General features: G+C 52.3%; 20 protein-coding genes. 8 read left to right on the top strand and 12 right to left on the bottom strand.

Annotated elements, in window-relative coordinates; all coding sequences use genetic code 11:
- The coding region (locus IE074_RS13740; protein WP_189386023.1) for an IS3 family transposase at window positions 1–147 on the top strand (147 nt) is incomplete at its 5' end.
- Between the two features lie 64 nt (window positions 148–211).
- Here the strand turns inward: IE074_RS13740 and IE074_RS13735 are convergent.
- Complete coding sequence (locus tag IE074_RS13735; RefSeq protein WP_189386022.1) at window positions 212–1354, bottom strand: methionine aminotransferase; 1143 nt, start codon at window positions 1352–1354, stop codon at window positions 212–214.
- A gap of 29 nt (window positions 1355–1383) precedes the next feature.
- Complete coding sequence (locus IE074_RS13730; RefSeq protein WP_189386021.1) at window positions 1384–2163, bottom strand: ABC transporter substrate-binding protein; 780 nt, start codon at window positions 2161–2163, stop codon at window positions 1384–1386.
- Window positions 2164–2520: 357 nt separating this feature from the next.
- Here IE074_RS13730 and IE074_RS13725 point away from each other — a divergent pair, with 357 nt between their 5' ends.
- Complete coding sequence (locus IE074_RS13725) at window positions 2521–3936, top strand: dihydrolipoyl dehydrogenase (protein WP_189386020.1); 1416 nt, start codon at window positions 2521–2523, stop codon at window positions 3934–3936.
- A 15-nt stretch (window positions 3937–3951) separates the two neighbouring features.
- Window positions 3952–4938: an SLAC1 anion channel family protein gene (locus IE074_RS13720; RefSeq protein WP_189386019.1), complete on the top strand. Its 987-nt coding sequence runs from the start codon at window positions 3952–3954 to the stop codon at window positions 4936–4938.
- 188 nt (window positions 4939–5126) lie between these two features.
- Here the strand turns inward: IE074_RS13720 and ilvC are convergent, their stop codons facing one another.
- The 3 genes from ilvC to IE074_RS13705 all read right to left on the bottom strand — a co-directional run bounded on the left by ilvC (window position 5127) and on the right by IE074_RS13705 (window position 8450).
- The gene (gene ilvC, locus IE074_RS13715; protein WP_189386018.1) at window positions 5127–6143 is read right to left on the bottom strand and encodes a ketol-acid reductoisomerase; all 1017 of its coding nucleotides are present in this window, start codon (window positions 6141–6143) and stop codon (window positions 5127–5129) included.
- Between the two features lie 84 nt (window positions 6144–6227).
- Entirely contained in the window at window positions 6228–6719 is a 492-nt protein-coding gene (gene ilvN / locus IE074_RS13710; RefSeq protein ID WP_189386017.1) for an acetolactate synthase small subunit, read from the bottom strand.
- Window positions 6720–6728: 9 nt separating this feature from the next.
- Entirely contained in the window at window positions 6729–8450 is a 1722-nt protein-coding gene (locus IE074_RS13705; protein ID WP_189386016.1) for an acetolactate synthase 3 catalytic subunit, read from the bottom strand.
- A gap of 496 nt (window positions 8451–8946) precedes the next feature.
- Here IE074_RS13705 and IE074_RS13700 point away from each other — a divergent pair, with 496 nt between their 5' ends.
- On the top strand, window positions 8947–11229 hold the full coding sequence (locus IE074_RS13700) for an FUSC family protein (RefSeq protein ID WP_189386015.1): 2283 nt from the start codon (window positions 8947–8949) through the stop codon (window positions 11227–11229).
- Between the two features lie 101 nt (window positions 11230–11330).
- Here IE074_RS13700 and IE074_RS13695 read toward each other — a convergent pair whose 3' ends face one another.
- The 3 genes from IE074_RS13695 to serS form a co-directional block, all read right to left on the bottom strand.
- Window positions 11331–12566, bottom strand: coding sequence for an MFS transporter (locus IE074_RS13695; protein ID WP_189386014.1), 1236 nt, complete (start codon window positions 12564–12566; stop codon window positions 11331–11333).
- Window positions 12563–13333 carry a peroxide stress protein YaaA gene (gene yaaA / locus IE074_RS13690; protein ID WP_189386013.1) on the bottom strand — a complete coding sequence of 257 codons (771 nt, stop codon included), beginning with the start codon at window positions 13331–13333 and terminating at the stop codon, window positions 12563–12565. The genes IE074_RS13695 and yaaA overlap by 4 nt, the downstream gene beginning before the upstream one ends.
- 341 nt (window positions 13334–13674) lie before the next feature.
- The gene (gene serS, locus IE074_RS13685; protein WP_189386012.1) at window positions 13675–15021 is read right to left on the bottom strand and encodes a serine--tRNA ligase; all 1347 of its coding nucleotides are present in this window, start codon (window positions 15019–15021) and stop codon (window positions 13675–13677) included.
- Window positions 15022–15461: 440 nt separating this feature from the next.
- Here serS and IE074_RS13680 point away from each other — a divergent pair, with 440 nt between their 5' ends.
- On the top strand, window positions 15462–15773 hold the full coding sequence (locus IE074_RS13680; RefSeq protein ID WP_189386011.1) for a helix-turn-helix domain-containing protein: 312 nt from the start codon (window positions 15462–15464) through the stop codon (window positions 15771–15773).
- The gene (locus IE074_RS13675) at window positions 15770–17137 is read left to right on the top strand and encodes a type II toxin-antitoxin system HipA family toxin (protein ID WP_189386010.1); all 1368 of its coding nucleotides are present in this window, start codon (window positions 15770–15772) and stop codon (window positions 17135–17137) included. Before IE074_RS13680 ends, IE074_RS13675 begins: the two co-directional genes overlap by 4 nt.
- A 78-nt stretch (window positions 17138–17215) precedes the next feature.
- Here the strand turns inward: IE074_RS13675 and IE074_RS13670 are convergent, their stop codons facing one another.
- The 3 genes from IE074_RS13670 to IE074_RS13660 all read right to left on the bottom strand — a co-directional run bounded on the left by IE074_RS13670 (window position 17216) and on the right by IE074_RS13660 (window position 22204).
- A complete protein-coding gene (locus tag IE074_RS13670; RefSeq protein WP_189386009.1) occupies window positions 17216–18547 on the bottom strand; it encodes a replication-associated recombination protein A in 1332 nt (443 codons plus the stop codon).
- A gap of 115 nt (window positions 18548–18662) precedes the next feature.
- Window positions 18663–19382: an outer membrane lipoprotein periplasmic chaperone LolA gene (lolA, locus tag IE074_RS13665; RefSeq protein ID WP_189386008.1), complete on the bottom strand. Its 720-nt coding sequence runs from the start codon at window positions 19380–19382 to the stop codon at window positions 18663–18665.
- Between the two features lie 461 nt (window positions 19383–19843).
- Window positions 19844–22204 (bottom strand): DNA translocase FtsK, encoded by a 2361-nt coding sequence (locus IE074_RS13660; protein WP_189386007.1) that lies wholly within the window; start codon window positions 22202–22204, stop codon window positions 19844–19846.
- A gap of 44 nt (window positions 22205–22248) precedes the next feature.
- Between IE074_RS13660 and trxB the strand changes: the two genes are divergently transcribed.
- Together trxB and IE074_RS13650 are read left to right on the top strand one after the other, a co-directional pair.
- A complete protein-coding gene (gene trxB, locus IE074_RS13655; RefSeq protein WP_189386006.1) occupies window positions 22249–23211 on the top strand; it encodes a thioredoxin-disulfide reductase in 963 nt (320 codons plus the stop codon).
- Window positions 23198–23902, top strand: coding sequence for a Smr/MutS family protein (locus IE074_RS13650; protein ID WP_189386005.1), 705 nt, complete (start codon window positions 23198–23200; stop codon window positions 23900–23902). The genes trxB and IE074_RS13650 overlap by 14 nt, the downstream gene beginning before the upstream one ends.
- Window positions 23903–23984: 82 nt before the next feature.
- Here IE074_RS13650 and IE074_RS13645 read toward each other — a convergent pair.
- Window positions 23985–24064, bottom strand: an 80-nt coding sequence (locus tag IE074_RS13645; RefSeq protein ID WP_189384867.1) for an IS3 family transposase, incomplete at its 5' end; no start/stop codon positions are given.

Below are 24064 nucleotides of genomic sequence, written 5' to 3'. Positions count from 1 at the left end.
TTCTTCCACCTGAAACGCTTCGATAATATCGAACAGCTGGAGGCGGGCATTGAGCAATACATTCACTACTACAATCACGAACGTATCAAGCTCAAGTTAAACGGCCTGAGTCCGGTACAATACCGGATTCAGGTGTTAGCTGCCTAGTTTTTAACCGTCCAACATTTGGGGGTCACTTCACTCCGCGTGGGAACGCCCCCGCCCGCCCCCATTAAACTTCACACAACCTGCGGGCGCCCTCTTCCAGTGTTTCGTCATCCTTGGAAAACGTTAACCGTATCACTGCCTGATCGGTGCCATCCGAATAAAATGCCGACAACGGCAGCGTTGCCACGCCATGGTCTACAATTAGTTTTCTAACCATTTCCACATCAGACAAATCACTGAAATGCCCGAAACCGGCCAGCATGAAATAACCACCCCTGCTGGGTAACAACTCAAACCGGGATGACTTCAGGCCATGCGCCAGCAAATCCCTTTTTTCCTGGTAAATGGTTGATAAAGTCAGGTAATGATTAGGCTGCTCCATAATCGCAGCCAGCGCATACTGCATGGGGGTATCGGCCGGGAACATGACATACTGCTGGACCTTGCGGATTTCCCGGGTAAGGATGGCAGGTGCCACGCAATAGGCCACATGCCAGCCGCTTACCTTAAACACCTTGCTAAACGAAGTGACCACAATAGAACGTGCCGCCAGATCCGGGTAAGCGGACATGGAACGATGCACATCGCCATCAAAAACCAGGTGCTCGTACACCTCATCGGACAGGATAATGACTGGGCTGTCTTTCACCAAGTCCTGCAAAGCCTGTACATCGGCCTCTGACAATACCGAAGCCGTTGGATTATGGGGCGAGTTAATAATAATCATGCGGGTTTTGGCATTCATCTTTGCCTTTACCTGATTCCAGTCTGGCGTAAAATGCGGCGCTTCCAGCCTGATGGCCACCGGAATCGCTCCCTGCAAACTAATCATGGCCGCATAGCTGTCAAATGAAGGTTCAAAATAAATCACCTCGTCACCCGCCTGCACCACTGCGGCGATGCTGGCGAACACCGCTTCTTTGGCACTGGGCATCACCGTCACTTCCGTGTCGGGATGGTAGCTATGGGTATAAAGAAATGAAATCTTTTCAGCAATTTTTTCACGCAAGGCCATTAACCCCGCCCAGGGCGCCTGCTGGCTGCCTTCTGCCTGCATCGCTTCATGGGCATTCTCGAGGAGCTCTTGGGAGAATGGGAAATCGGGGGTACCATGCGCCAGGTTGATGGCATCATATTGCGTTAATAAATCATCGGTAACACTGAAAATACTGCTACCGCTAGAGGCAAACTTGGATTTTATCTGCATAATGACATCCTGGCGTTAAAGGTGGCTGATTACTTCGCCACCCAATTGGCATTGAAATACTTTTCTGACAGTTTGCCTATAGTCCCGTCATTTTTCAACTCCTGAATGGCGGCATCAAGGCGTTGCTTAAGATCGGTATCTTTTTTACGCAAGCCAAAAGCAATGCCTTCGCCAAAAATCTCGGCATCATGCAAAATGGGCTCCACCAGCTCATACCCGGCACCTTCAGGGCGATTCAGGAAACCATCCAGGGCGCTGGGACTATTTTGCACGGCACCTTGAATACGGCCATTGGCCAAATCCTGGTAGATTTGATCTTGTGAAGCATAAGACACAATTTTCACCCCCTGCTTGCCCCAATGCTTGCGCACAAAGGTTTCCTGAGAGGAGCCCTGCAATACCCCAATAGACAGGTCTTTCAGGCTTTCAACGGTAGGCTGCAAGCCCGACCCTTTTTTAACCAGCAACTGGCTGGGCACTACATACACCGGCTGGGTAAAGTTGATGACCTTCTGACGAGCCACCGTGATATCCATGGCTGAATTGATAAAGTCAAACTTGCGTGCATTGAGGGCGGGAATCAAGCCATCAAAACTGGTTTCCACCCATTCACATTTAACTTTCATTTTGGCACAGACAGCGTCACCCAATTCAATATCAAAGCCAATCAGCGTGCCATCGGGGGCTTTACTTTCGAAAGGCGGGTACAGGGCCTCTACACCAATCTTAAGGGTTTCGTTGGCCTGAACCACACCCGTCACACAAGCCATGGCCAGCATGCCCACCAGAACCAAAGGTTTTATTTTCATCTAATTTTCCTGCAAAAAAACCCCTGTTTTCACAGAGGCTTATTGTTTATAACATGTGTCGATACAGGTTTGTGTCCACTGCCTTGACAAATAAACACAAGCCTGAAACGCTCGTGAACAGCATCAAGGCTACACGCAATTAAGGGTTTGTTCAACCGGTTTAGAGAAGGCAAGCCCATCTCACTGCACCGGCCTATTCAATGCAGGTCACTGAATGATGACAGCGTGAAGACTTTTTTCAGACACCATTTTTTACTTCATTGATCCGAAACAAATAATTATATATAAAAATATTATATTATTTTATATAATATTTAACCATAAGCTATTTTGCCTCTCTCTTCAGAAAGGAATACCATGCACAAAACCATCCATACCGATGTCGCCATTATTGGCGCAGGCACTGCCGGCCTTTATGCGCTTAGGGAAGTACGCCGTGCCAATAAACCGTTTGTTCTTATTGATAAAGGCCCATTGGGCACCACCTGCGCGCGGGTGGGCTGCATGCCCTCAAAACTGACATTGCATGCGGGCGCCATACAGCGACTGCAACAAAACCCGGCAAATCAAAGCGGCACGGTTGATGCTGACAAGCTAAACAACACCTGGGCACAACTGCAGGCACAAAGAGATTTTTTTGCAAACAAGGCCAGCAATATGGCCATTTCAGCAGCTCAAGACCAGCTTTTAACCGGCACCGCCCGCTTTCTTGATCCAACCACCCTTGAGGTCAGCAACAACGGTCAAACCACCCTGGTGCATGCCAAAAAAGTCATTATTGCCAACGGCTCACGCCCCGCCGTACCAGGCTGGCTTGATCCGGTTCTGAAATATACCGTCAGTACCGACGAATTGTTTGAACTTAAAGAACTGCCTTCAAGCATTGGCATTTTAGGCCTTGGTGCCATTGGCATGGAAATGGGCCTGGCGCTGGCCCGTCTGGGCATCAAGGTGGTGGGGGCTGATTTGTCACCGGCCATTGCAGGCATTGCCGACCCGCAGATCAATGAGCAGGCCATTGCGCGCTTCGGCCAGGAAATGGAACTTTGGCTTGGCCAGCCAACCGCGGTCAGCCTGGCCGACAAAGGCGTTCTTTTACAATCGGGCAACCGCCAGGCCAGGGTAGACCTGCTTCTGGCCGCACTGGGCCGACGCCCCAACCTGGATTCCCTGAATCTGCAAGAGGCCGGGTTCCCGCTGAATGAAAAAGGCATCCCCACGTTTAACCCTCATACCATGCAAATTACCGGTCTACCCGTATTTTTGGCGGGCGATTGCACCGGCAGCAAAACCTTAATGCATGAAGCCAGTGCCGAAGGCAGCATTGCCGGCTTCAATGCCGTGCAAGACAGCCCCGTTTGTTTCAGACGCATGGTGTCACTGGGCATTGCTTTTACAGATCCGGATATTTTCAGTGCCGGCGCGTCAAAAGCCGAATTAGATAAGCACAATATCATTACCGGCCTGGCCGAAGGCGGCAGCAATGGCCGGGCCCGTATCCTGAGTGAAGCAGACAGCCTCCTGCATATTTATGCCGATGCGGAAAACGGCACCCTGCTGGGGGCAGCCGGCATGGCACCCCATGCCGAACACCTGGCGCACTTGCTGGCATGGGCCATCCAGCGTGGGGAAACCGCCGTTTCCCTGCTGCAAATGCCTTTCTATCATCCGGTGCTGGAAGAAATGGTGCAAAGCGCATTGCAGGATATCGTACGGCAACTGCCACACAAACCCGCCTGGCCTTTTGGCCTGGCTCCAGTCAACCATCATTGAACAGGATACTTCATCATGAATCATGCCATCACCGGCGACACGCCTGCCCAAAGCAATGACCGGCTCGCTTATTTCCCGGTCGCGCTTTTTTCCTCTATTATGGGTCTGGCCGGCCTGACCATTGCCTGGCTCAAAGCTGCCCCTATTTTTGCCCTGCCCGCAGAAATCGGGTTGGGCCTGCGCTGGTTTGTCACTATATTCTATGCCTTCCTGCTGCTGGTTTACACCAGCAAGCTTGTCCGCTTTCCCGAAGAAGTCAAAAAAGAATGGGCGCACCCGGTCAAAATCAACTTCATGGCCACCATAACCATCGGCCTGCTGCTGATTTCCATTTCATGGCTGTCAGTGCCCGCCGTTTCACAATGGATGTGGATTATTGCCACTATTGGGCATTTTCTGTTTACCATAACCATCATTAACAGCTGGCTGAACAAAAGCCATTACCAAATCACCCATGCCAATCCGGCCTGGTTCATTCCGGTTGTGGGCAACATTATTGTTCCCATCGCGGGCGTACACCATGCCCATGCCGATATCAGCTGGTTCTTTTTCAGTATCGGCCTGGTTTTCTGGGTTGTTTTAATGACCATTATTTTCTACCGGATCTTTTTCCACGACCCCCTACCCGCAAAACTAACACCTACCCTGTTCATCCTGATTGCCCCACCGGCCATTGCCTTCATTTCCTATCTGGCACTGGACGGCCAGCTGAATGCCTTTGCCAGGGTCCTGTATTTCTTTGCCCTGTTCCTTACCCTGCTGCTGGGCAGCAATGCCATGCGTTTTTTCAGAGTGCCCTTTGCCATTTCGGCCTGGGCCTATTCTTTCCCGCTGGCGGCCATTACCATTGCCACGCTTGAAATATCTGCCCGCAACCCTGGCACATTCTATGACACTCTGGCCGCACTCTTGCTGGGCATATTAAGCCTTATCATTTTATTGCTGGGCTACCGTACCCTGCTGGCCGTCAAGCATAAACAAATCTGCCTGCCCGAACATTAATTTACAAGGTGGCGCACCGGCACTGGCAAAAAACCTGGTGGGCCGCCCCTATCCGTCAGGAACGGGCTGGCATTGAAACGCACACTGAATGCAACGCAAAACAGCCCTGCAGCTACCATAAACAACGGTAAGTGCAGGGCTGTTTTTTAATGCCTGAACCTTAAAGGCCCAGACAATATAAGCACAACTTAGTTTTTAGACTGGTCAACCAGTTTGTTGGCAGCGATCCAGGGCATCATGGCGCGCAGTTGTGCACCCACTTGCTCGATAGGATGCTCGGCATTCAGGCGACGGCGTGAACGCAGTGTTGGTGCGCCTGCCTGGTTTTCCAGGATGAAGCTTTTCGCGTATTCACCGGTTTGAATGTCTTTCAGGGTTTCGCGCATGGCTTGCTTGGTTTCTTCAGTCACAACACGTGGGCCGGTTACATACTCACCGTACTCGGCGTTGTTGGAGATAGAGTAGTTCATGTTGGCAATACCACCTTCGTAGATCAGGTCTACGATCAGTTTCAATTCATGCAAACATTCGAAGTAAGCCATTTCGGGTGCATAACCGGCTTCAACCAGGGTTTCAAAACCGGCTTTGATCAGCTCAACGGCACCACCGCAAAGAACGGCCTGCTCACCGAACAGGTCGGTTTCAGTTTCTTCACGGAAGTTGGTTTCGATGATACCGGCACGGCCGCTACCAATGGCTGATGCGTAAGACAAGGCGATGTCGCGAGCGGCACCGGAATTATCCTGATGAACGGCAACCAGTGCAGGAACACCACCACCTTGTGAGTAAGTACCACGTACAGTGTGACCAGGTGCTTTCGGTGCAATCATGATCACGTCTACGTCGGCACGAGGAACAACCTGGCCGTAGTGAACGTTGAAGCCATGTGCGAAAGCCAGTGCAGCACCGGGTTTCAGGTTGGCAGCGATCTGGTTGTTATACACTTCAGCAATGTTTTCATCGGGCAGAAGAATCATGACCAGGTCGGCAGATTTAACGGCTTCAGCCACTTCAGCCACTTTCAGGCCAGCGTTAACCGCTTTGTTCCAGCTTGCGCCATTTTTGCGCAGGCCAACGGTTACGTTAACACCGGACTCGTGCAGGTTCAGTGCGTGGGCATGGCCTTGGGAACCATAACCGATAATAGCCACGTTTTTGCCCTTGATTAAAGACAGGTCACAATCTTTGTCGTAAAAAACTTTCATTTAAAGCCCCAAAATATATATTTTTATAAATCAAAAAAAATGGTTTGAACTGCATCAGTGGAATCATACCTGATTTCACCACAATTACAGTTTCAAAATCCTTTCACCGCGCCCGATGCCGGACACGCCTGTACGAACGGTTTCAAGAATGGAACTGCGATCCAGGGCATCAATGAATGCCTGGGTTTTTTCCTGAGTACCGGTGAGTTCTATCGTGTAGGACTTATCGGTTACATCAACGATATGTCCACGGAAGATGTCCGCCATGCGTTTGACTTCTTCGCGTTCCTTGCCCACGGCACGAACCTTGATGAGCATGAGTTCACGCTCTATGTGGGCACCTTCGGTAAGGTCAACCACTTTGACCACATCCACCAGACGGTTCAAATGTTTGGTGATTTGCTCAATCACATCTTCGGAACCGGTCGTCATGATGGTCAAGCGAGACAAAGTGGCATCTTCGGTAGGCGCTACCGTTAAGGTCTCGATATTATAGCCCCGCGCGGAAAACAACCCGACAACCCGTGACAGCGCGCCGGGTTCGTTTTCTAGCAAGATGGAAATTACGTGTTTCATGTTGGCCCCTTACAGATCTTCTGAACCCAGCAGCATTTCGGTAAGACCCTTACCCGCCTTGACCATAGGCCAGACGTTTTCGGCAGGGTCGGTAATGAAATCAATAAAGACCAGACGATCTTTATACTTACCGTATGCTTCTTTCAGTGCAGGTTCCACATCTGCAGGTTTGTCTATGCGCATGCCGATATGGCCGTAGCTTTCCACCAGTTTGACGAAATCGGGCAGCGACTCCATGTAGGACTCTGAATAACGGCCACCGTAATCAATTTCCTGCCATTGGCGCACCATGCCCAGGTAACGGTTATTAAGACACAATACTTTAGGCGTGAAATGATACTGTTTGCAAGTGCCCAGTTCCTGGATGTTCATTTGAATGGAACCATCGCCCGTGATAACCGCAATTTGCGCATCGGGGTTGGCCATTTGCACACCCATGGCATAAGGCAGGCCCACACCCATGGTACCCAAACCGCCAGAGTTCACCCAGCGGCGCGGCTCGTTGAAACGGTAATACTGGGCCGCCCACATTTGGTGCTGGCCAACGTCTGATGTGACAAACGCATTGCCACCGGTAACTTCCCACAGTTTTTCAACCACAAACTGGGGCCGGATAAGCTCGTTGGAAGGTTCATACTTAAGGCACTGCTTATCTTGCCATACCTTGATCTGTTCCCACCAGGCTTTAAGGTTTTTTTCATTTTTCTTGCGAACGTCACCCGCTTCACGCACAATTTCGTTCAGGTCAAGCAGCACGTCTTTAACGTTACCCACAATGGGGATATCTACCTTGACCCGCTTGGAAATGGAAGAAGGATCCACGTCAATATGGATGATTTTGCGGTTGACCTGGGCAAAATGTTTGGGATTGCCAATAACCCGGTCGTCGAAACGCGCGCCAATGGCAATGAGCACATCACAGTTTTGCATGGCCATATTGGCCTCATACGTACCGTGCATGCCAGGCATGCCAAGGTATTGCTCTGAATCGGCATTAAGCGAACCCAGGCCCATTAAGGTGTTGGTGCACGGTGCACCGGTTAACTGAACCAGTTCACGCAATTCAGGAGCGGCATTGGACAGGACCACGCCACCGCCCGTATAAATCATGGGACGGCTTGCATTCAGCAACAGCTGGGCCGCTTTCTTGATTTGCCCGTGATGCCCCTTGACGACCGGTGCGTAGGAACGCATTTTCACTTCGCCCTTGGGGGGTGAGTACTTGCAGGTATCCATGGAAACGTCTTTGGGGATATCCACCAGCACCGGACCGGGACGACCTGTTTTGGCAATGAAGAAGGCCTTGCGCATGGTATCGGCAAGATCCTTGACATCACGAACCAGGAAGTTGTGTTTGACACAGGGACGTGTAATACCCACTGTATCGCATTCCTGGAAGGCGTCTTCGCCAATGGCTTTGGTGCTAACCTGGCCACTGATGATAACCATGGGGATGGAGTCCATGTAAGCCGTGGCAATACCGGTAACCGCATTGGTCAGGCCGGGGCCGCTGGTAACCAGACAAACACCCACTTTTTGAGAGGTACGTGAATAGGCATCGGCCGCATGCACGGCTGCCTGTTCGTGACGAACCAGGATATGCTGAAAATCTTTCTGTTTATAGATTGCGTCGTAGATGTAGAGCACCGCGCCACCTGGATAGCCAAAAATGTGTTGAACACCTTCTTCGGCAAGGCAACGCACGACGATATCGGCGCCATTGAGTTCCATGTTATTTCCTTTCATAACCGGCTGGGTTGCATTGACTGGCAGTTAAACCGCATACATGAACCGCTTTTTCGTCATCGACGGCGCTTCATTTCTCACGGAGAAAATCCACCCGGGGACGCCGAAAAACCAGCGCATGCATGATCAACCAACTTTCGCTCACGCGTTAAAAACGCAAAAAAGTTCGAAATGGATGCTTAGGCAACACACGCTTGTGGCGCGGCCAAGAGCTGTATTCTATTTACTTCGGGGCGCAAAAAAATCATGCGGATAGCATGATAACTATGCAAACCACTTATTTTGCTTAAGGTTTTGCAAAATAAACAAGTTCTAAATGTACCGCATTGCAGCACGGAAAGCAAACAACAATTGCAATTTTGCCTAAACGGCTGTGGCAAGCGGGTCACATATTTGCTGCCACGCTTAGACCATTCAGGGACAATTCATATTAAGATGCTTAACATCAATAACTTCAACACATTCAACGAATTAGCCCCCAATGGATTTACGCGCTGAAAACATCACCAAATTCCTTTACAGCCCCAATTTCTTCTATGCCGTGCGCAAGGCAATTGGCGTCTTGCTACCGGTTATGATTTTCCTGGGTATCTTCCAAAAATACAATGAAGGCATGGCTTTTGCGGCAGGCGCGCTGTGCATTGCCCTTATCGACCAGCCCGGGGGCACTAAAAAATCCCGTTTCAATGAAATGCTGGCCGGACTCATCATGGGTAACCTGGCCGCCTTTATTACCGGGCTGGCCAACCCGTACCCGCCCCTGGTGCTTCTGGTCATTTGCGCCCAGGTGTTTTTCTTTTCCATGCTGTCGGTGTATGGGGTTCGGGGCGGCTTCATCGGGTTTGGCTGCATGCTTATCATGATGCTTACCTTAAGCACCCCTCTTACCCCCGAACAGGCCCTTAGTCATACCCAGTACACCCTGCTGGGCAGCGCCAGCTATTTCCTGTTCAGCATTATCAGCAGTTATATTTTCCGTTTTCGTGAAGAGCGCCAAACCCTGGCCGATGCCCTGTATGCCACAGCCGACTTCATGAAGGCCCGTGCCGACCTGTACGACACGGCCAAAGACCTGGACGATTGCTACCGCCAACTAACCCCCAAAATGGTGTCCATGACCAACCGTCACCAAACGGCCCGTGACGTCGTGCTCAGGAACCTGCCCGAAGGCAAGTACCGCCATGACCGGCAGCGCATTATTTTGTGGAATATTTTCATTGACATGATTGCCCTGCTGGACACCCTGGTGGCCACCCAAACCGACTATGTCCGGCTTCGCGAACGCTTCAGGGACCACGACATTCTGCTCTTCATGCGCGACACCCTGTTCAAACAAAGCCGCACCCTGAACCGCACGGCTCTTAGCCTGTCCCGTAACCGACCGGTTGATTACCGCAACAGTGTCAAGGCGGAATTGCGGGCCATTGAGTTTGAAATCGAACAGTTGCGCAACAACGGCCTGCAAAAAGAAGACCCGGAAACCTATGCACTGGCGGTGCAAATTTTGCGACGCATGCGTAATGCCAACCGTTTCATCAACCGTATTGCCGACAACCTGCGTGAAAACAACCTTCTTGAGCCTCTGAATACGCTTCGTCGCGACCACTCGCTGATCCAGTTTCAAACCAGCCAGGAAATCCGTCTGGATAAATTCCGTCGCAACCTGAATATGGGATCAGCCATTTTTCGCTATGCCCTGCGTGTAACGCTGGCGGTTTTCCTGGTATTGCTGACCATTAACCTGGCCCCGCTACTGTATTCAGATTCAGCCACCATACGGGCCCTGACCAACCATAGTTACTGGATCGTGATCACGATTCTGATTATTATGCGCCCCGGTTTTGCCTTAACCCGCCAACGCACCGAAAAGCGGCTGACCGGCACCATTCTGGGCTGCGTGATTACCCTGCTGCTGTTTTTGCTCACCGACAATGCCGCGATATTGTTTATTATCATGCTACTGGCCATGGTTTTAGGTAACGCTTTTGTCGCCACCAACTACCGCCTGGGCTCTACCTACATTACCATTTACGTGTTGATTGGTTTTTATTTCCTGACGCCCAGCGTGCTGTTTATTATTGGCGAGCGGGCACTGGATACCGCCCTTGCCTGCCTGATCGCATTTGGCTGCAGTTTTGTTTTCCCCTGGTGGGAAAAGCAGCAAATCCTGAAACTGGCCCGCAAAACCATTCAGACCAATCACGATTACCTGCAAAACGCCATGCTGTATGCACAATCTAGCCAGCAACAGGGTAACCGGGAAAAAGACCCGTCACCGGCTGATAATATTTTCTTTTTCAGCACCCAGCTGGCCCGAAAAAACCTGCATAACGCTTACAGCGAATTTGCCGACAGTGTGGCCCGCATGCTGAACGAGCCCAAATCCAAGCAAATTCACATCAGGCAGTTAAACAAGCTGCTGGTGCAAAACGATACCGTTGGCAGTGAAATCAACTCACTGATTCCTTACCTGGCCAGCCTGCCCGAAACGCCGCCTAAAATGCAGCAATCGCTGGATTACATTGAAGCCATGCTGGATGAAAACCGCACCAACATACCCGACCCACCCAGCCAGATTGAAACTGAAGGCGACTATAGCAACCTGGCCTTCCCGCTAAAGCAAATGCAAAAAGCGGTGCTTAACATACGCAAACAGGCCGCTGAGCTGGGCCTGATGCCCGCGATTGAAAAAAGCCCAAACAAGGAAGCAGATTCACCCGTCCCCACGCAAGAGCATGGGGACAAGCCGGGGGCTGGCGACTGAAACGGGTACTTACGTCCCCACGCGGGAGCATGGGGACGAGCCGGGGGCTTTCTCGCTCCCACGCTCCTGCGTGGTAGCGCCCCCCTTCCTGGCGCACCAACTCACACAAACTCAGCAGCTTCCACCTTCAGCTTGGAAGGCCAGAAATACCACAGGGCCGCCAGCAGCTGCAGTCCCAGCATAATCCCCCAGGCCGTGATATGTGCCTGGGCCGGATACACCCCATCTTGTTGGGGCCACACATCCAGAATATAGCCAATGCCCATTTGCATGGAAAAAATACACACAAAGTACACCATATTGAAGGCCGTGGTCACCCGCCCCACCACCTGATGCGGGAACGCTTCGGCCATCACGGAATACGCCAGAATGCTGCAGGAAGCAGAAAACCCGTACACACTCCACAACAGCACATACGGTATCGGCCACTGCATGATGACCCCCAACTGGACAAACAGGAAAGCCAGCATGCCCAGGCCGGCAAAGCGAAACAGATTCAGGCCCAGCCGCTCCAGTTTGCGGGCCAGCAAACCCGTAATAACCGTGCCGGCCACCAGCATCAGGCCCAACAGGGAAACCAGCCGGTCGGCCTGTTCTGGTAACATGCCTTGCGCCTGAATCATGTAGGGCCGTACCCATAACGACTGGGCGGCATAAAAGGCACCGCCACAAACCGAAGGCAAGGAAGCCAGCTGCCAGAAAACCCGATGGGAAAGAATGCGTCGGGTCCCTGCCATTTGCTGACTGAAGGAAATTTTCGCTCTGGCCCGTTGCGACTTGGGATCCACCACGCCAAACCACATCAGGGCGGCCATTAGCAAGGTACACACAGCCATGCCAATACTGATGGCTTGCCATGAATAGTGCTGAAGCAAGGCCGCCAGCGGCGTACCCACCACCACACCGCCCATACCACCCAATGCCACCATTACCCCATTAAGCATGGGCAGCCGCGACATGGGAAAATTTTGCGCCAGCGCCATGAAGGCCGCCCCCAGACACACCGAGACCCCCATCCCAATTAAAAACCGGCCCATAAACAGGCCGATCATGCCGCTGGACATACCATAAACCACCGTACCCAAAGCAGCCACCAACAACAGGCAGGCCTCGGTTTTACGGGCACCGTAAGTATCCAGCGCCAGGCCCGCCGGCAACTGGGCCAGGGCAAAACTCATGAAATAAGCACTGGTCAGCAAACCCATATCACCGGCCGACAAGCCCAATTCCGCCGTCAAAAAAGGGGCAAACCCAATGTTTAAGCCCCTATATACATATGACAGAAAATAGCCCGTCGCAAAAATCAAAAAAATGCGCAATCCTGTTTTTGCACTCATGGTTTCCTTCTGAAAACAAGCTTGTCCGGGCTGGATACCTCGGGGTCAAACCTGTAATCCTCCTTGTCAAATAACTGCAGGTCTTCGGGGGTTTGTGCCTGGGTTTCTATGGCAAAACGCGCCATCAGCCCACGTGCGCGCTTGGCATTGAAGCTGATGATTTTGTAGACGCCATTTTTATAATCCTGGAACACGCACTGTACCACACGCGCATCCAATGTTTTAAGGTCAACCGATTTAAAATATTCTTCAGAGGCCAGGTTAATCACCACCCTGGATGGCTGCTTTTGCAAACGGGCATTCAGGTAGGCGGCAATCTGGCTGCCCCAGAACGCATACAGGTTTTTACCCCTGGCATTTTCCAGCCGGGTACCCATTTCAAGGCGGTAAGGCTGCATTAAATCCAGCGGACGCAACACCCCATACAGCCCGCTTAAGATGGCAATATGTTCCTGGGCCCAGTCTACCTGGCTTTCATTCAAGGTTTGCGCATCAAGCCCTTCGTACACATCGCCATTAAAGGCAAACAGGGCCTGACGTGAATTATGCTGGTTAAAAGTAGTTGTCCAGGCCGCATAACGGTTTACGTTCAGCTCGGACAAAGCCGGGCTTAAACTCATCAAACCGGCAATATCTTCGGCCGACTTGGTTTTAAGCATCTCAATAAGTTCGGCCGCTTGCGGAACGAAGAAAGGCTGGGTATGTTTTTGAATAGCCAGCGGTGTATCGTAATCCAGTTTTTTGGCGGGAGATAAAACAAATAACATAAATTCAATCTACTTTTGTGAAAATTGCTGCCCGACAGTTTTTGCCCCCGGACAGGCAATTAAATGTGAACACGGAAAAATATCTGACAATGCCTTTATATTTAAACCAAACATAAAGCCTTGTCCAATTGAAAACAGACAAGGCCCTAATATGTAAAACTTATTCCGCTCTTATAGGTCTTTTCATCATCAACGTTAACTACAACCGTTTCCGTTCCCACGTGGAGCATGGGAACGAGGGCAGGCGTTACCACGAAGCAGGAAAATTCCCCTCTGCGGAGGGGTGGCGCGTAGCGCCGGGGTGGTTTCTCGTCCCCACGCTCCTGCGTGGGGACGCACCTTTAAGGCTGAAGCAACTTGATGCCGCCCATATAAGGCTGCAATACCTCGGGTACCACAATGCTGCCATCGGCCTGCTGATAGTTTTCCAGCACAGCCACTAAAGCGCGGCCCACGGCCAGGCCGGAACCGTTCAGGGTATGGGCGTATTCTGTCTTGCCCTGCTCGTTACGGAAACGCGCCTGCATGCGGCGGGCCTGGAAGGCTTCGCAGTTGGAAACAGACGAAATCTCGCGCCAGGTATCCTGGGAAGGAATCCAGACTTCAAGGTCATAGGTTTTGCTTGCCCCAAAACCCATATCGCCTGCGCACAGCAACACAACACGATAAGGCACGCCCAACAGTTTCAAGACCTTTTCAGCATGACCCACCATTTCCTCAAGGGCATCGTAAGATTTTTCAGGATGCACCACCTGTACCATTTCCACCTTGTCAAACTGGTGCTGGCGAATCATGCCACGGGTATCGCGGCCACCACTGCCCGCTTCGGAACGAAAGCAAGGCGTATGTGCGGTAAGCTTGATGGGTAAATGGGCAGCGGGAACGATTTCATCAGCCACCGTACTGGTAAGCGTGATTTCAGAAGTGGAAATAAGATACAGCTCTTCTTTGACCACGGGGTTGCCCTGATCGTCCACCTGCGGTTCATCATCGCCCCCTTTGGTCACCCAGAACATGTCTTCCTTGAACTTGGGCAGCTGGCCCGTGCCAAACAGGGTGGAACTGTTCACAATGTAAGGGGTATAGCATTCGGTATAGCCATGTTCCGCAGTGTGCAGGTCTAGCATGAACTGTGACAGGGCACGGTGCAGGCGTGCCATTTGGCCACGCATGAACACAAAGCGTGAACCCGACAGCTTGGCCGCCGTATCAAATTCAAGACCCAGCTTTTCACCCAGCGCCACGTGGTCGGCCACTTCAAAGCCCGGCGCGGCTGGCATGTCGTCTTTCACATATTCCTTGCCGGGCAACCAGCGGCGCACTTCAACGTTGTCATCGCTGTCTTTGCCATCAGGCACGGCATCATGGGGCAGGTTGGGAATGGACATTAACCATGCATCCAGTTCCTGCTTGATATCGTTCAACTGCCCTTCAAGTTCTTTAAGCTTGCCGGGAATGGCCTGCGATTCGGCCATGACCTCGCTGGCATCCTGCCCTTGCGACTTGAGTTTGCCAATTTGTTTGGCCAGCGCATTGCGCTGGGCCTGCAGGGTTTCGGTTTCCACCTGAACCGCCTTGCGGCGGGCTTCCAGGATATTGAAGCGTTCTTCATCAAATTCAACGCCACGACGTTTTAACGCCACAACCACCCGGGATAAATCTTTGCGCAGTAAAACAGGATCTAACATAATCTTCTTTTTAAACAGGGTTCAAGTATGTTGGGGTTCCCGACAGAAAGCCGGAAGACTTTGCCTCACGCCTGATTGTTACGTGAGCACTAAAGGCTACCATTATAAACGGCATTCTGCCAGCCCGCAGGCGTTCCCACGAAGAAGAAAAATTCCCCTCTGTAAAGGGGTGGCAGTGCAATACCTAACTGTTCGCATTACCGTGATTCAAAATTCCCCTCTGTGGAGGGGTGGCAGGCGAAGCCTGACGGGGTGGTTAACGAATACCTCTTAAATGCAGACTACAGGCGTTACCACGCGGGAGCGTGGGAACGAGTAAAACCTAAAAATACTACCAAAGTAGTATAAATGATATTTATACTACTTTAATATACAAACCATTGATTAAAAATAAATATTAAAGTAGGATAAACATAATTAATACTACTTTATTACTCATCATGACTACCCTTTTCAGTATTTCCCAAACACTCAGAAAGCAATTTCAGGCGCTCAAGCTAACACAGGAAACCGTCAGAAAAGACACAGGCATCACAAGGCGTACGCTTACCAATGTATTAAGTGGCAAACAAGATTACAAGCTCACCACACTACTGGCGATAGCAGACCGGCTGGGCCTTGATGTTGTACTGCTTCCCAAAGAGGCAACCAGGGGCATAAACCTTACCGCCACCCCAACCCCTCCAAAAGTAAGCAGCGCCGTGCAAGCCACCCTTGAACGCTTAAGAGCCAAAACGGAGCAACCTCGATGAATGTAAAGGCACTTGAAATCCGTCTTGGCAAACTGCGTATTGGTGTGCTATTCCAGTTTGCACCCGCGCATGCAGCAACCATCAACCGTTTTGTTGCAGACGAAGCATTCATTAACACCATCCAGCAACCCACCCTTTCGCTTTCCATGCTGTCAGATAGCCCACAAGACCAGGCCCTGCTGTGGCGCGATTTTCAAAGCACCCTGTTTAACGGCAGGCTCTCAAAAGACGGACAAAGTTGGCTCTTGCCCGCATTTTTCCAGAATTTATTACCTGAAGGGGTATTCAGGGACCAGCTTGCGCGTGCCCGGCAATGCGCGTCCAATGACCACTTTGAACTTCTGGCAGCGTGCGGCAAAGATTTACCCGGCAACGTATATGCCTTGCCGGTTGAATTAAGCCGTGCCGAACTTGGCCACTATGTTACACAAGATGCAGACGCCCTGGAAATGAGCATTACGGCAGAACCATTGGAAGATGGTGTGTCACTTTCCGGATTTCAGCCTAAATTGGGTGTGATTAAAAAAGGCGAACGATATATCGCCCGAACCAAAGACCAGGATACCCATATTATTGCCAAACTACCCGTGATGAGCTATCCGCAGCTTCCCGAAGCAGAGGCGCTTTCCCTTAGCCTTGCCAGCGCCGCAGGAGTCAACGCCTGCAATGCTTATCTGGCCCCCATGCATGAACTTGCCGTGCAACACCATTATGAATTAGGTGATATCCAGGCCAATACGAACTTTCTTGCCGTCTCCCGCTACGATCGCAAGACAGGCCAACGTATCCACTGTGAAGATTTCGCCCAAATACTTGGCATCATGCCAGAAAACAAATATTCTTCCGATCATTCTTATCTGGATATTGCCGCCACCTTTCTCACTTACCCCAGTCTGGGTACAGAAGCCGTACATGAACTATTGCGCCGAATCACAGTAAATGAAATGCTGGGCAACCCTGACATGCATTTAAAAAACATAGGTGTCTGGTATCCCGATGGCAAAACCCCTGAACTCCCTCCTGCTTATGACATTGTGGCGCACTGTATCTACACACCCGGTTATGGGCACGGACTTAGACTGCTCCCCCAAAGCCTTGAAACACAACTGGGCCCCAAAGAACTGGCCAACGGTACACATCGGCAATTACGGTTGTCACCCATGGTTTTAAGAGTCTTTTGTGAATCGCTTGAAATACCCGAAAAGCCCGCAACAGCAGTAATATCCAAATGTGTTAAAGATGCGGTAAAAACCTGGCCGGACATGATTGAAAACAGCCTATTGTTTGAAAGCCAGAAAAAAAAGCTATTAAAATACTTTCTAGCCCATCCTTTGGTTAAGAGTGTATTACGCAGACAAAATTAATATTCTCCCTTTCAAAGGTCAGGCGTTACCACGCGGGAGCGTGGGAACGAGTAACGCGTGGGAACGAGTGGTTGGCCGTCACTTCTTACGCGCCTCGTCATCCAGCCCCTTCAAAAACGCCATTTTTTCAGCAATTTTACTTTCCAGCCCCCTGGGCACGGGCCGGTACCAGCCGGGTTTGCGCATGCCTTCGGGGAAGTAATTTTCACCGGCGGCATAGCCATGGGGCTCATCGTGGGCATAACGGTAGGCCTTGCCATGGCCCAGTTCTTTCATTAATTTAGTGGGCGCATTACGAAGGTGAACCGGCACTTCGCGGCTTTTGTCCTGTTTCACAAACGCACGGGCCTGGTTGTAGGCCATATAACCGGCATTGCTTTTGGCGGCTACGGCCAGGTAAATAACCGCCTGTGCCAAAGCCAGCTCCCCTTCGGGTGAACCCAGCCGCTCGTAAGTGGCGGCTGCATCATTGGCAATCTGCATGGCGCGGGGGTCGGCCAGGCCAATGTCTTCCCAGGCCATGCGCACAATACGGCGCGACAGGTATTTGGCATCGGCACCGCCATCCAGCATGCGGGTAAACCAATACAGGGCGGCATCCGGGTCAGAACCGCGGACCGATTTATGCAGGGCGGAAATCTGGTCATAGAAGGCATCGCCCCCCTTGTCGAAACGGCGCAGGTTTTGTGACAGGGCCACTTCCAGCCAGGCACTATCCACCAAATCACGCCCTGATGAAATGGCCGAATCCAGCACCACCTCTACCGCATTAATCAGGCGGCGGGCATCGCCATCGGCCCAGGCCGCCAGCTGCGTGCGGGCCTCTTCATCCATATGCACCGGGTGTTCCGGATGGTCACTGTTAAGCAGTTCTACCGCCCGGTTCACCAGTTCCAGCAACTCTTCCTGCCCCAGCGATTCCAGTACATACACCCGCGCCCGGGACAACAGGGCCGAATTCATTTCAAAAGAGGGGTTTTCGGTGGTGGCACCAATAAAGGTAAACAGGCCGCTTTCCACATACGGCAAAAAAGCGTCCTGCTGGGCCTTGTTGAAACGGTGCACTTCGTCAACGAACAGAATGGTTTTACGTCCCTGGCCCTGCGCCACCTGCGCGGCGGTAACGGCCTCACGAATATCTTTCACCCCACCCAGCACGGCGGAAATGGCAATAAACCGGGCATCAAAGCCACTGGTCATGAGACGTGCCAGCGTGGTTTTACCCACCCCCGGCGGCCCCCAGAAAATCATGGAATGTGGCCGGCCAGACTCAAAAGCCACGCGCAAAGGCTTACCCGGTGCCAGCAAATGCGACTGCCCCACCACCTGATCCAGCGAGTGCGGACGCAAACGCTCGGCCAGCGGCGCTGAACTTAATGCCTGGGATTGAAATAAATCATTGTCGTTCATTGAATTCACAATACTGTATTTGCATACAGCCCATCATAAAGGAGATTCACATCTACTTAAACAAAAAAGGGTCCAACGACCCTTTTTTATATCAGATTATCGCCCGCCCATGGCATTACATTCTAACGGTATCCACCCCGGCCGGTGCCTTGAACTGGAACTGGCTGGCCGGAATTTTGGCATTGGCCTTGAAATTGCGCATCTTGATGCTGGTGGTTTGCCCGAAAGAGTCAAGAATCACCAACTCGGCGGGCAGATTGTTGGCAAAGGCGATATCCACGTGCGACAAACCGGCATCGGGCACTTTGGGGGTGGCGCGCAACCACACCAAACCGCTTTGTGCCGGCAACACGGTTACGTTAAAGCTTTCGTCCAGCGAACCCGAGCCAAACAAAATAGCTGCCGGTGAAGCCCCCACCGCCTGGTTGACCGGGCGCTGCGTAACCTGCATTAAATCAGGGTCATACTGGTACACGGTTTTGCCGTCGGAAATAACCTGCTGCTCGTAAGGCGTAGCCACATTCCAGTAAAACTTGCCAGGCCGCTCGAAGCCGAATGAGCCCGTTTGGGCACCCGAACCCGTGGTTTGCTGGGCGAACTGGCCACTGGCCGATTTCACATTACGCACAAAATCTTTTAATTGCTGGCTGGCATCAGTCTGCACCGTGTTTTTAACGGCCGGAATTTCCTCAAACTTCAAATTCCGCAAATCGGTATTCAGGCCGGCATCAGGCAGCTGAAAACCGGGGGAAACCGTTATGGATTGCGCCTGAACACCCCAGCTGCAAGCGGCCAATGTCAGGGTAATCGTAGCAAGCAACGCTTTTTTCTTCATTCATCCTCTCCGGAAAACCCCACAACTCAGGCAGGGAAGCCGTTAATCTTTGATTGGCAGGGTTGGTGTTTTACACAACCACCCCGTCAGGCTTTGCCTGACACCCCTCCACGGGAGGGGAATTTGTTGAACTCTTCTTTGGGTGAGTGCTTTTTACACAACCACCCCGTCAGGCTTTGCCTGACACCCCTCCACGGGAGGGGAATTTGTTGAACTCTTTTCACCGATAATAAGTGTTTGGACAATTCCCCTCCCGTGGAGGGGTGGCGCGAAGCGCCGGGGTGGTTGCATGCAACTTACAACTCCCACCACCAGCTCTGTAACTTACACGCAAACCACCAAACGCCTACCACTTATTTTTAACAGAATTTGCTCCGCCACACTGTTACATAACCGTAAATACAATTACGGTCTTGAAATAATCTGCCCCCAGCTCACCAGCCAGAAACAGCTTCGGCCAATCAACCCTCTTCCTGCCCCGCGGGTACCAGAATTTCCCGGTTGCCGTTGGACTGCATGGCAGACACCACGCCCGCCTGTTCCATTTGTTCCAGCAAGCGGGCGGCGCGGTTGTAGCCAATGCGCAAGTGACGCTGCACTGAAGAAATGGAGGCCCGGCGGTTTTTTAGCACGATGGCCACTGCCTGGTCATATAAAGGGTCCGATTCAGGGTCGGCAAAGCCGGTCACACTGCCCAGGCCATCGCCGGTTTCGCCGGGCGCACCGCCTTCCAGAATGCCGTCAATATAATCCGCCTCGCCCTGCTCTTTCAGGCAATCCACCACGCGATGCACTTCGTCATCGGCCACAAAAGCGCCATGCACCCGGCGTGGCAGGCCGGTACCCGGTGGCAGGAACAGCATATCGCCCTGACCCAGCAGGGTTTCCGCCCCCATCTGGTCCAGAATGGTGCGTGAGTCTATTTTTGAAGAGACCTGGAAGGCAATACGGGTGGGAATATTGGCCTTGATCAAACCGGTAATCACATCCACACTGGGCCGCTGGGTGGCCAGTACCAGGTGAATGCCCGAGGCCCGGGCTTTTTGTGCCAGGCGGGCAATCAGTTCTTCAATTTTCTTGCCCACCACCATCATTAAATCGGCCAGCTCGTCGATGACCACCACAATAAAGGGCAGCGTGGTCAGGGGTTCGGGCTCTTCGGGCGTTAAGGAAAACGGGTTGGGAATGGGCTCGCCTTTTTTGATAGCTTCGCGGATTTTGGCGTTATAACCGCTTAAATTACGCACGCCCATTTTACTCATGAGTTTGTAGCGCTTTTCCATTTCGCCCACACACCAGTTCAGTGCATTGGCGGCCTGGCGCATATCGGTCACCACCGGTGCCAGCAAGTGCGGAATTCCTTCGTAAATGCTCATTTCCAGCATTTTCGGGTCAATCAGAATAAGCCGAACCTGTGTCGCATCGGCCTTGTACAGCAAAGACAGAATCATGGCATTAATACCCACCGATTTGCCCGAACCGGTCGTACCGGCCACCAGCAAATGTGGCATTTTGGCCAAATCGGCCACTACCGGATTGCCGGCAATATCCTTGCCCAGCACCATGGTTAGGGCCGAAGGGTTGTCGTGATAGGTTTTGGAACCAATAATTTCAGACAGCCGCACCATTTGACGGCGCGGGTTGGGCAACTCCAGCCCCATTAAATTCTTGCCGGGAATGGTTTCCACCACCCGAATGCTAATTAAACTAAGCGCCCGGGCCAGGTCTTTGGACAGGTTAACAATCTGGCTGCCCTTGACCCCCGTTGCGGGCTCTATTTCATAGCGGGTAATTACCGGCCCGGCCTGGGCCGCCACCACGGTCACTTCCACCCCAAAATCACGCAATTTCTTTTCAATCAGGCGTGAAGTATATTCAATGGTTTCCGGGGAAACGGTTTCTACATTGTCTTGCGCCGGATCCAGCAAATCCAGGGCGGGCAACGTTCCTTCGGATTCCTGGCGCACCACCGGAAAAAGGGTTTGCTGCTTTTCCTTCACCGCCCGTTCTGACTTGGGAATACTGGTAATGGCCGGTTCTATTCTTACCGGCTGCTCATGGGTGAGTTTAACTTTTTGTTCGACCAGGTTTTCCTGCCGCACCGCTTTGGCGGCCTCACCGGCTTTGCGATCTTTACGGGCACTGAAAAAATCACCAATGCTGCCTAAAAGACGCTGAATGGCAAAACCGATTTTTTCAGCCACAGCCAGCCATGAAAAACCAAAAAAGAAACTGATCCCCAACACCAGCAACAGGAACAGCGCAATGGCCGAACCGCTGGGGCCAATAAGCATATGCAGGTTATTGGCAAAAAGCTGCCCCAACACCCCGCCTGCGCCCCCGGGAAGCTGTTCACCCAGACTCTGCATTTGACTGGCTTCAAAACCCATTGAGCCCAAAAACAGCATCACAAAACCAATGCCCTGCTCCCAGTGCACACGGGGTAAATCCAGGTCAGGGTCTAGCACAATGCGTTTCATTAAACGGCGATAGCCCACCCACATTCTTTGCACAAAGCAAACCACCAGCCACCAGGCCGAAAGCCCCACCAGGTAATACAGGATATCTGAAACATAAGCCCCCACCATACCCAGCCTGTTTTGCACAAGCGGGCTGGATGAAGTGCTGACCCAACCGGGATCGGTGGGGTGCCAGGTAAACAGCGTGAACGCCAAAGCCGCGGCCAATGCCGCATACAGCACCCATTTGGCCTCGCCAAAAAGGGAAACCACGCGATCGGTTGCCGGAGAAGAGCCGCTTTTCTGGTTGCGTTTGTTGCGACCAGCCGTGCGATTTGAAAGTGTATTAGAAGAACGTGCCATAAGTCATATTATAATTGTGGATTACCATTATAGGATGAATATAAATGAGCGATGTTAAACATTCCAAGGTTTTGATTCTGGGTTCGGGCCCGGCTGGCTATTCTGCGGCGGTTTATGCAGCCCGCGCCAACCTGAACCCGGTACTGGTTACCGGTATGGCGCAAGGCGGCCAGCTCATGACCACCACCGATGTCGACAACTGGCCCGCCGATCCCGAAGGCGTGCAGGGCCCCGACCTGATGCAGCGCTTTTTGCAACACGCCGAACGCTTCAACACCGAAATCATTCTAGACCAGATTGAACGCGTGGACCTGTCCAAACGCCCTTTCACCCTATATTCTGAAATGGGCAATGTTTACACCTGCGACAGCCTGATTATTGCCACCGGCGCCAGCGCCAAATACCTGGGCCTGCCCTCCGAAGAAGCCTTCATGGGCAAAGGCGTGTCGGCCTGCGCCACCTGCGACGGCTTTTTCTATCGCAACCAGGACGTGGTGGTGGTGGGCGGTGGCAACACAGCGGTTGAAGAAGCCCTGTACCTGTCTAACATTTGCCGCAAAGTCACGGTTATTCACCGCCGCGACAAATTCCGTGCCGAACCCATCCTGATTGACAAGATGATGGAAAAAGTTGAAAACGGGAATATGGAACTGCAACTGTTTCACACCCTGGAAGAAGTACTGGGTGACGACAGCGGCGTAACCGGCGTGCGCATTCGCAACACGCAAGATAATACCACACAGGAATTGCCAGTGACCGGTGCTTTTATTGCCATTGGCCACCAGCCCAACACCGGCATTTTTGAAGGCCAGCTGGACATGGAGCACGGCGGCTACATTAAAACCCATGGCGGCCAGCAGGGCTTTGCCACCATGACTTCCGTACCCGGCGTGTTTGCGGCCGGCGACGTGCAAGACCACATTTACCGCCAGGCCATTACCAGCGCAGGTACCGGATGCATGGCAGCCCTTGATGCACAGCGATGGTTGGAAAATGAAGGCAATTAAAGGCAGTCTTGAAGACCTGAAGCGCATGCAGAAAAAACATAGCGCGGAACAGGCCAAGGCAGAAAAACAGGCCAAAGAACAGGCACGGCAAAAACAATCCGCTTCGGGCAGTGTCGCTACGGCGGCCCTTTCCAGTGAAGACGCCGCCCTGTTCCGGCAATCGGTAAGGGGGGTAACCCCTTTGCCCGGCAGCAATCGCATTCCCCATGTGGCCACCCCCAAATCACCCAACGCCCTGGTACTGGCCAGACGGGCGCAGGCCGAGGGCAAGGCGGTAGCCGCGCTTAACCCGGCTCCCGGTGCCCGGCAAGACACCCGCCCCGTGCAAGTGGGCAAAAACCAGCCCACCGACGATACCTCTTACGTGCAGCATGCCCACAGTAAAGATCTGCTGAAAAAGCTGGCCCGCGGCACCTGGCCCGTTTCCGCCACCCTGGACCTTCACGGCACCACGGCAGAGCAGGCCGCCGAACGGTTCGACCGGTTCATTCAGTCGTGCCTGCAGCATCAGGTTCGCTGCGTTTGCATTATTCACGGCAAGGGCTACGGCTCCAAAGATGGGCAAGCGGTGTTAAAAGATCTGGTGAAAGCGTGGTTACGGCAACTGGAAGCCACCCAGGCATTTATCCAGGCCCCGGAAAGCATGGGCGGAACCGGTGCGCTGCTGGTGTTGTTAAATACTAAAACTTAAGTGATGTGTTGCCATGCGGGAGTGAACACAAGAGGTTCCCACGCGGGAGTGAAGTGACCCCCAAATGTTGGACGGTTAAAAACTAGGCAGCTAAAACCTGAGTCCGGTATTGTACCGGACTCAGGCCGTTTAACTTGAGCTTGATACGTTCGTGATTGTAGT

Source organism: Advenella faeciporci, from assembly GCF_014652395.1.
GTDB classification, from domain to species: Bacteria; Pseudomonadota; Gammaproteobacteria; order Burkholderiales; family Burkholderiaceae_B; genus Advenella; species Advenella faeciporci.
This window is presented reverse-complemented; position numbering and strand designations above follow the sequence as displayed.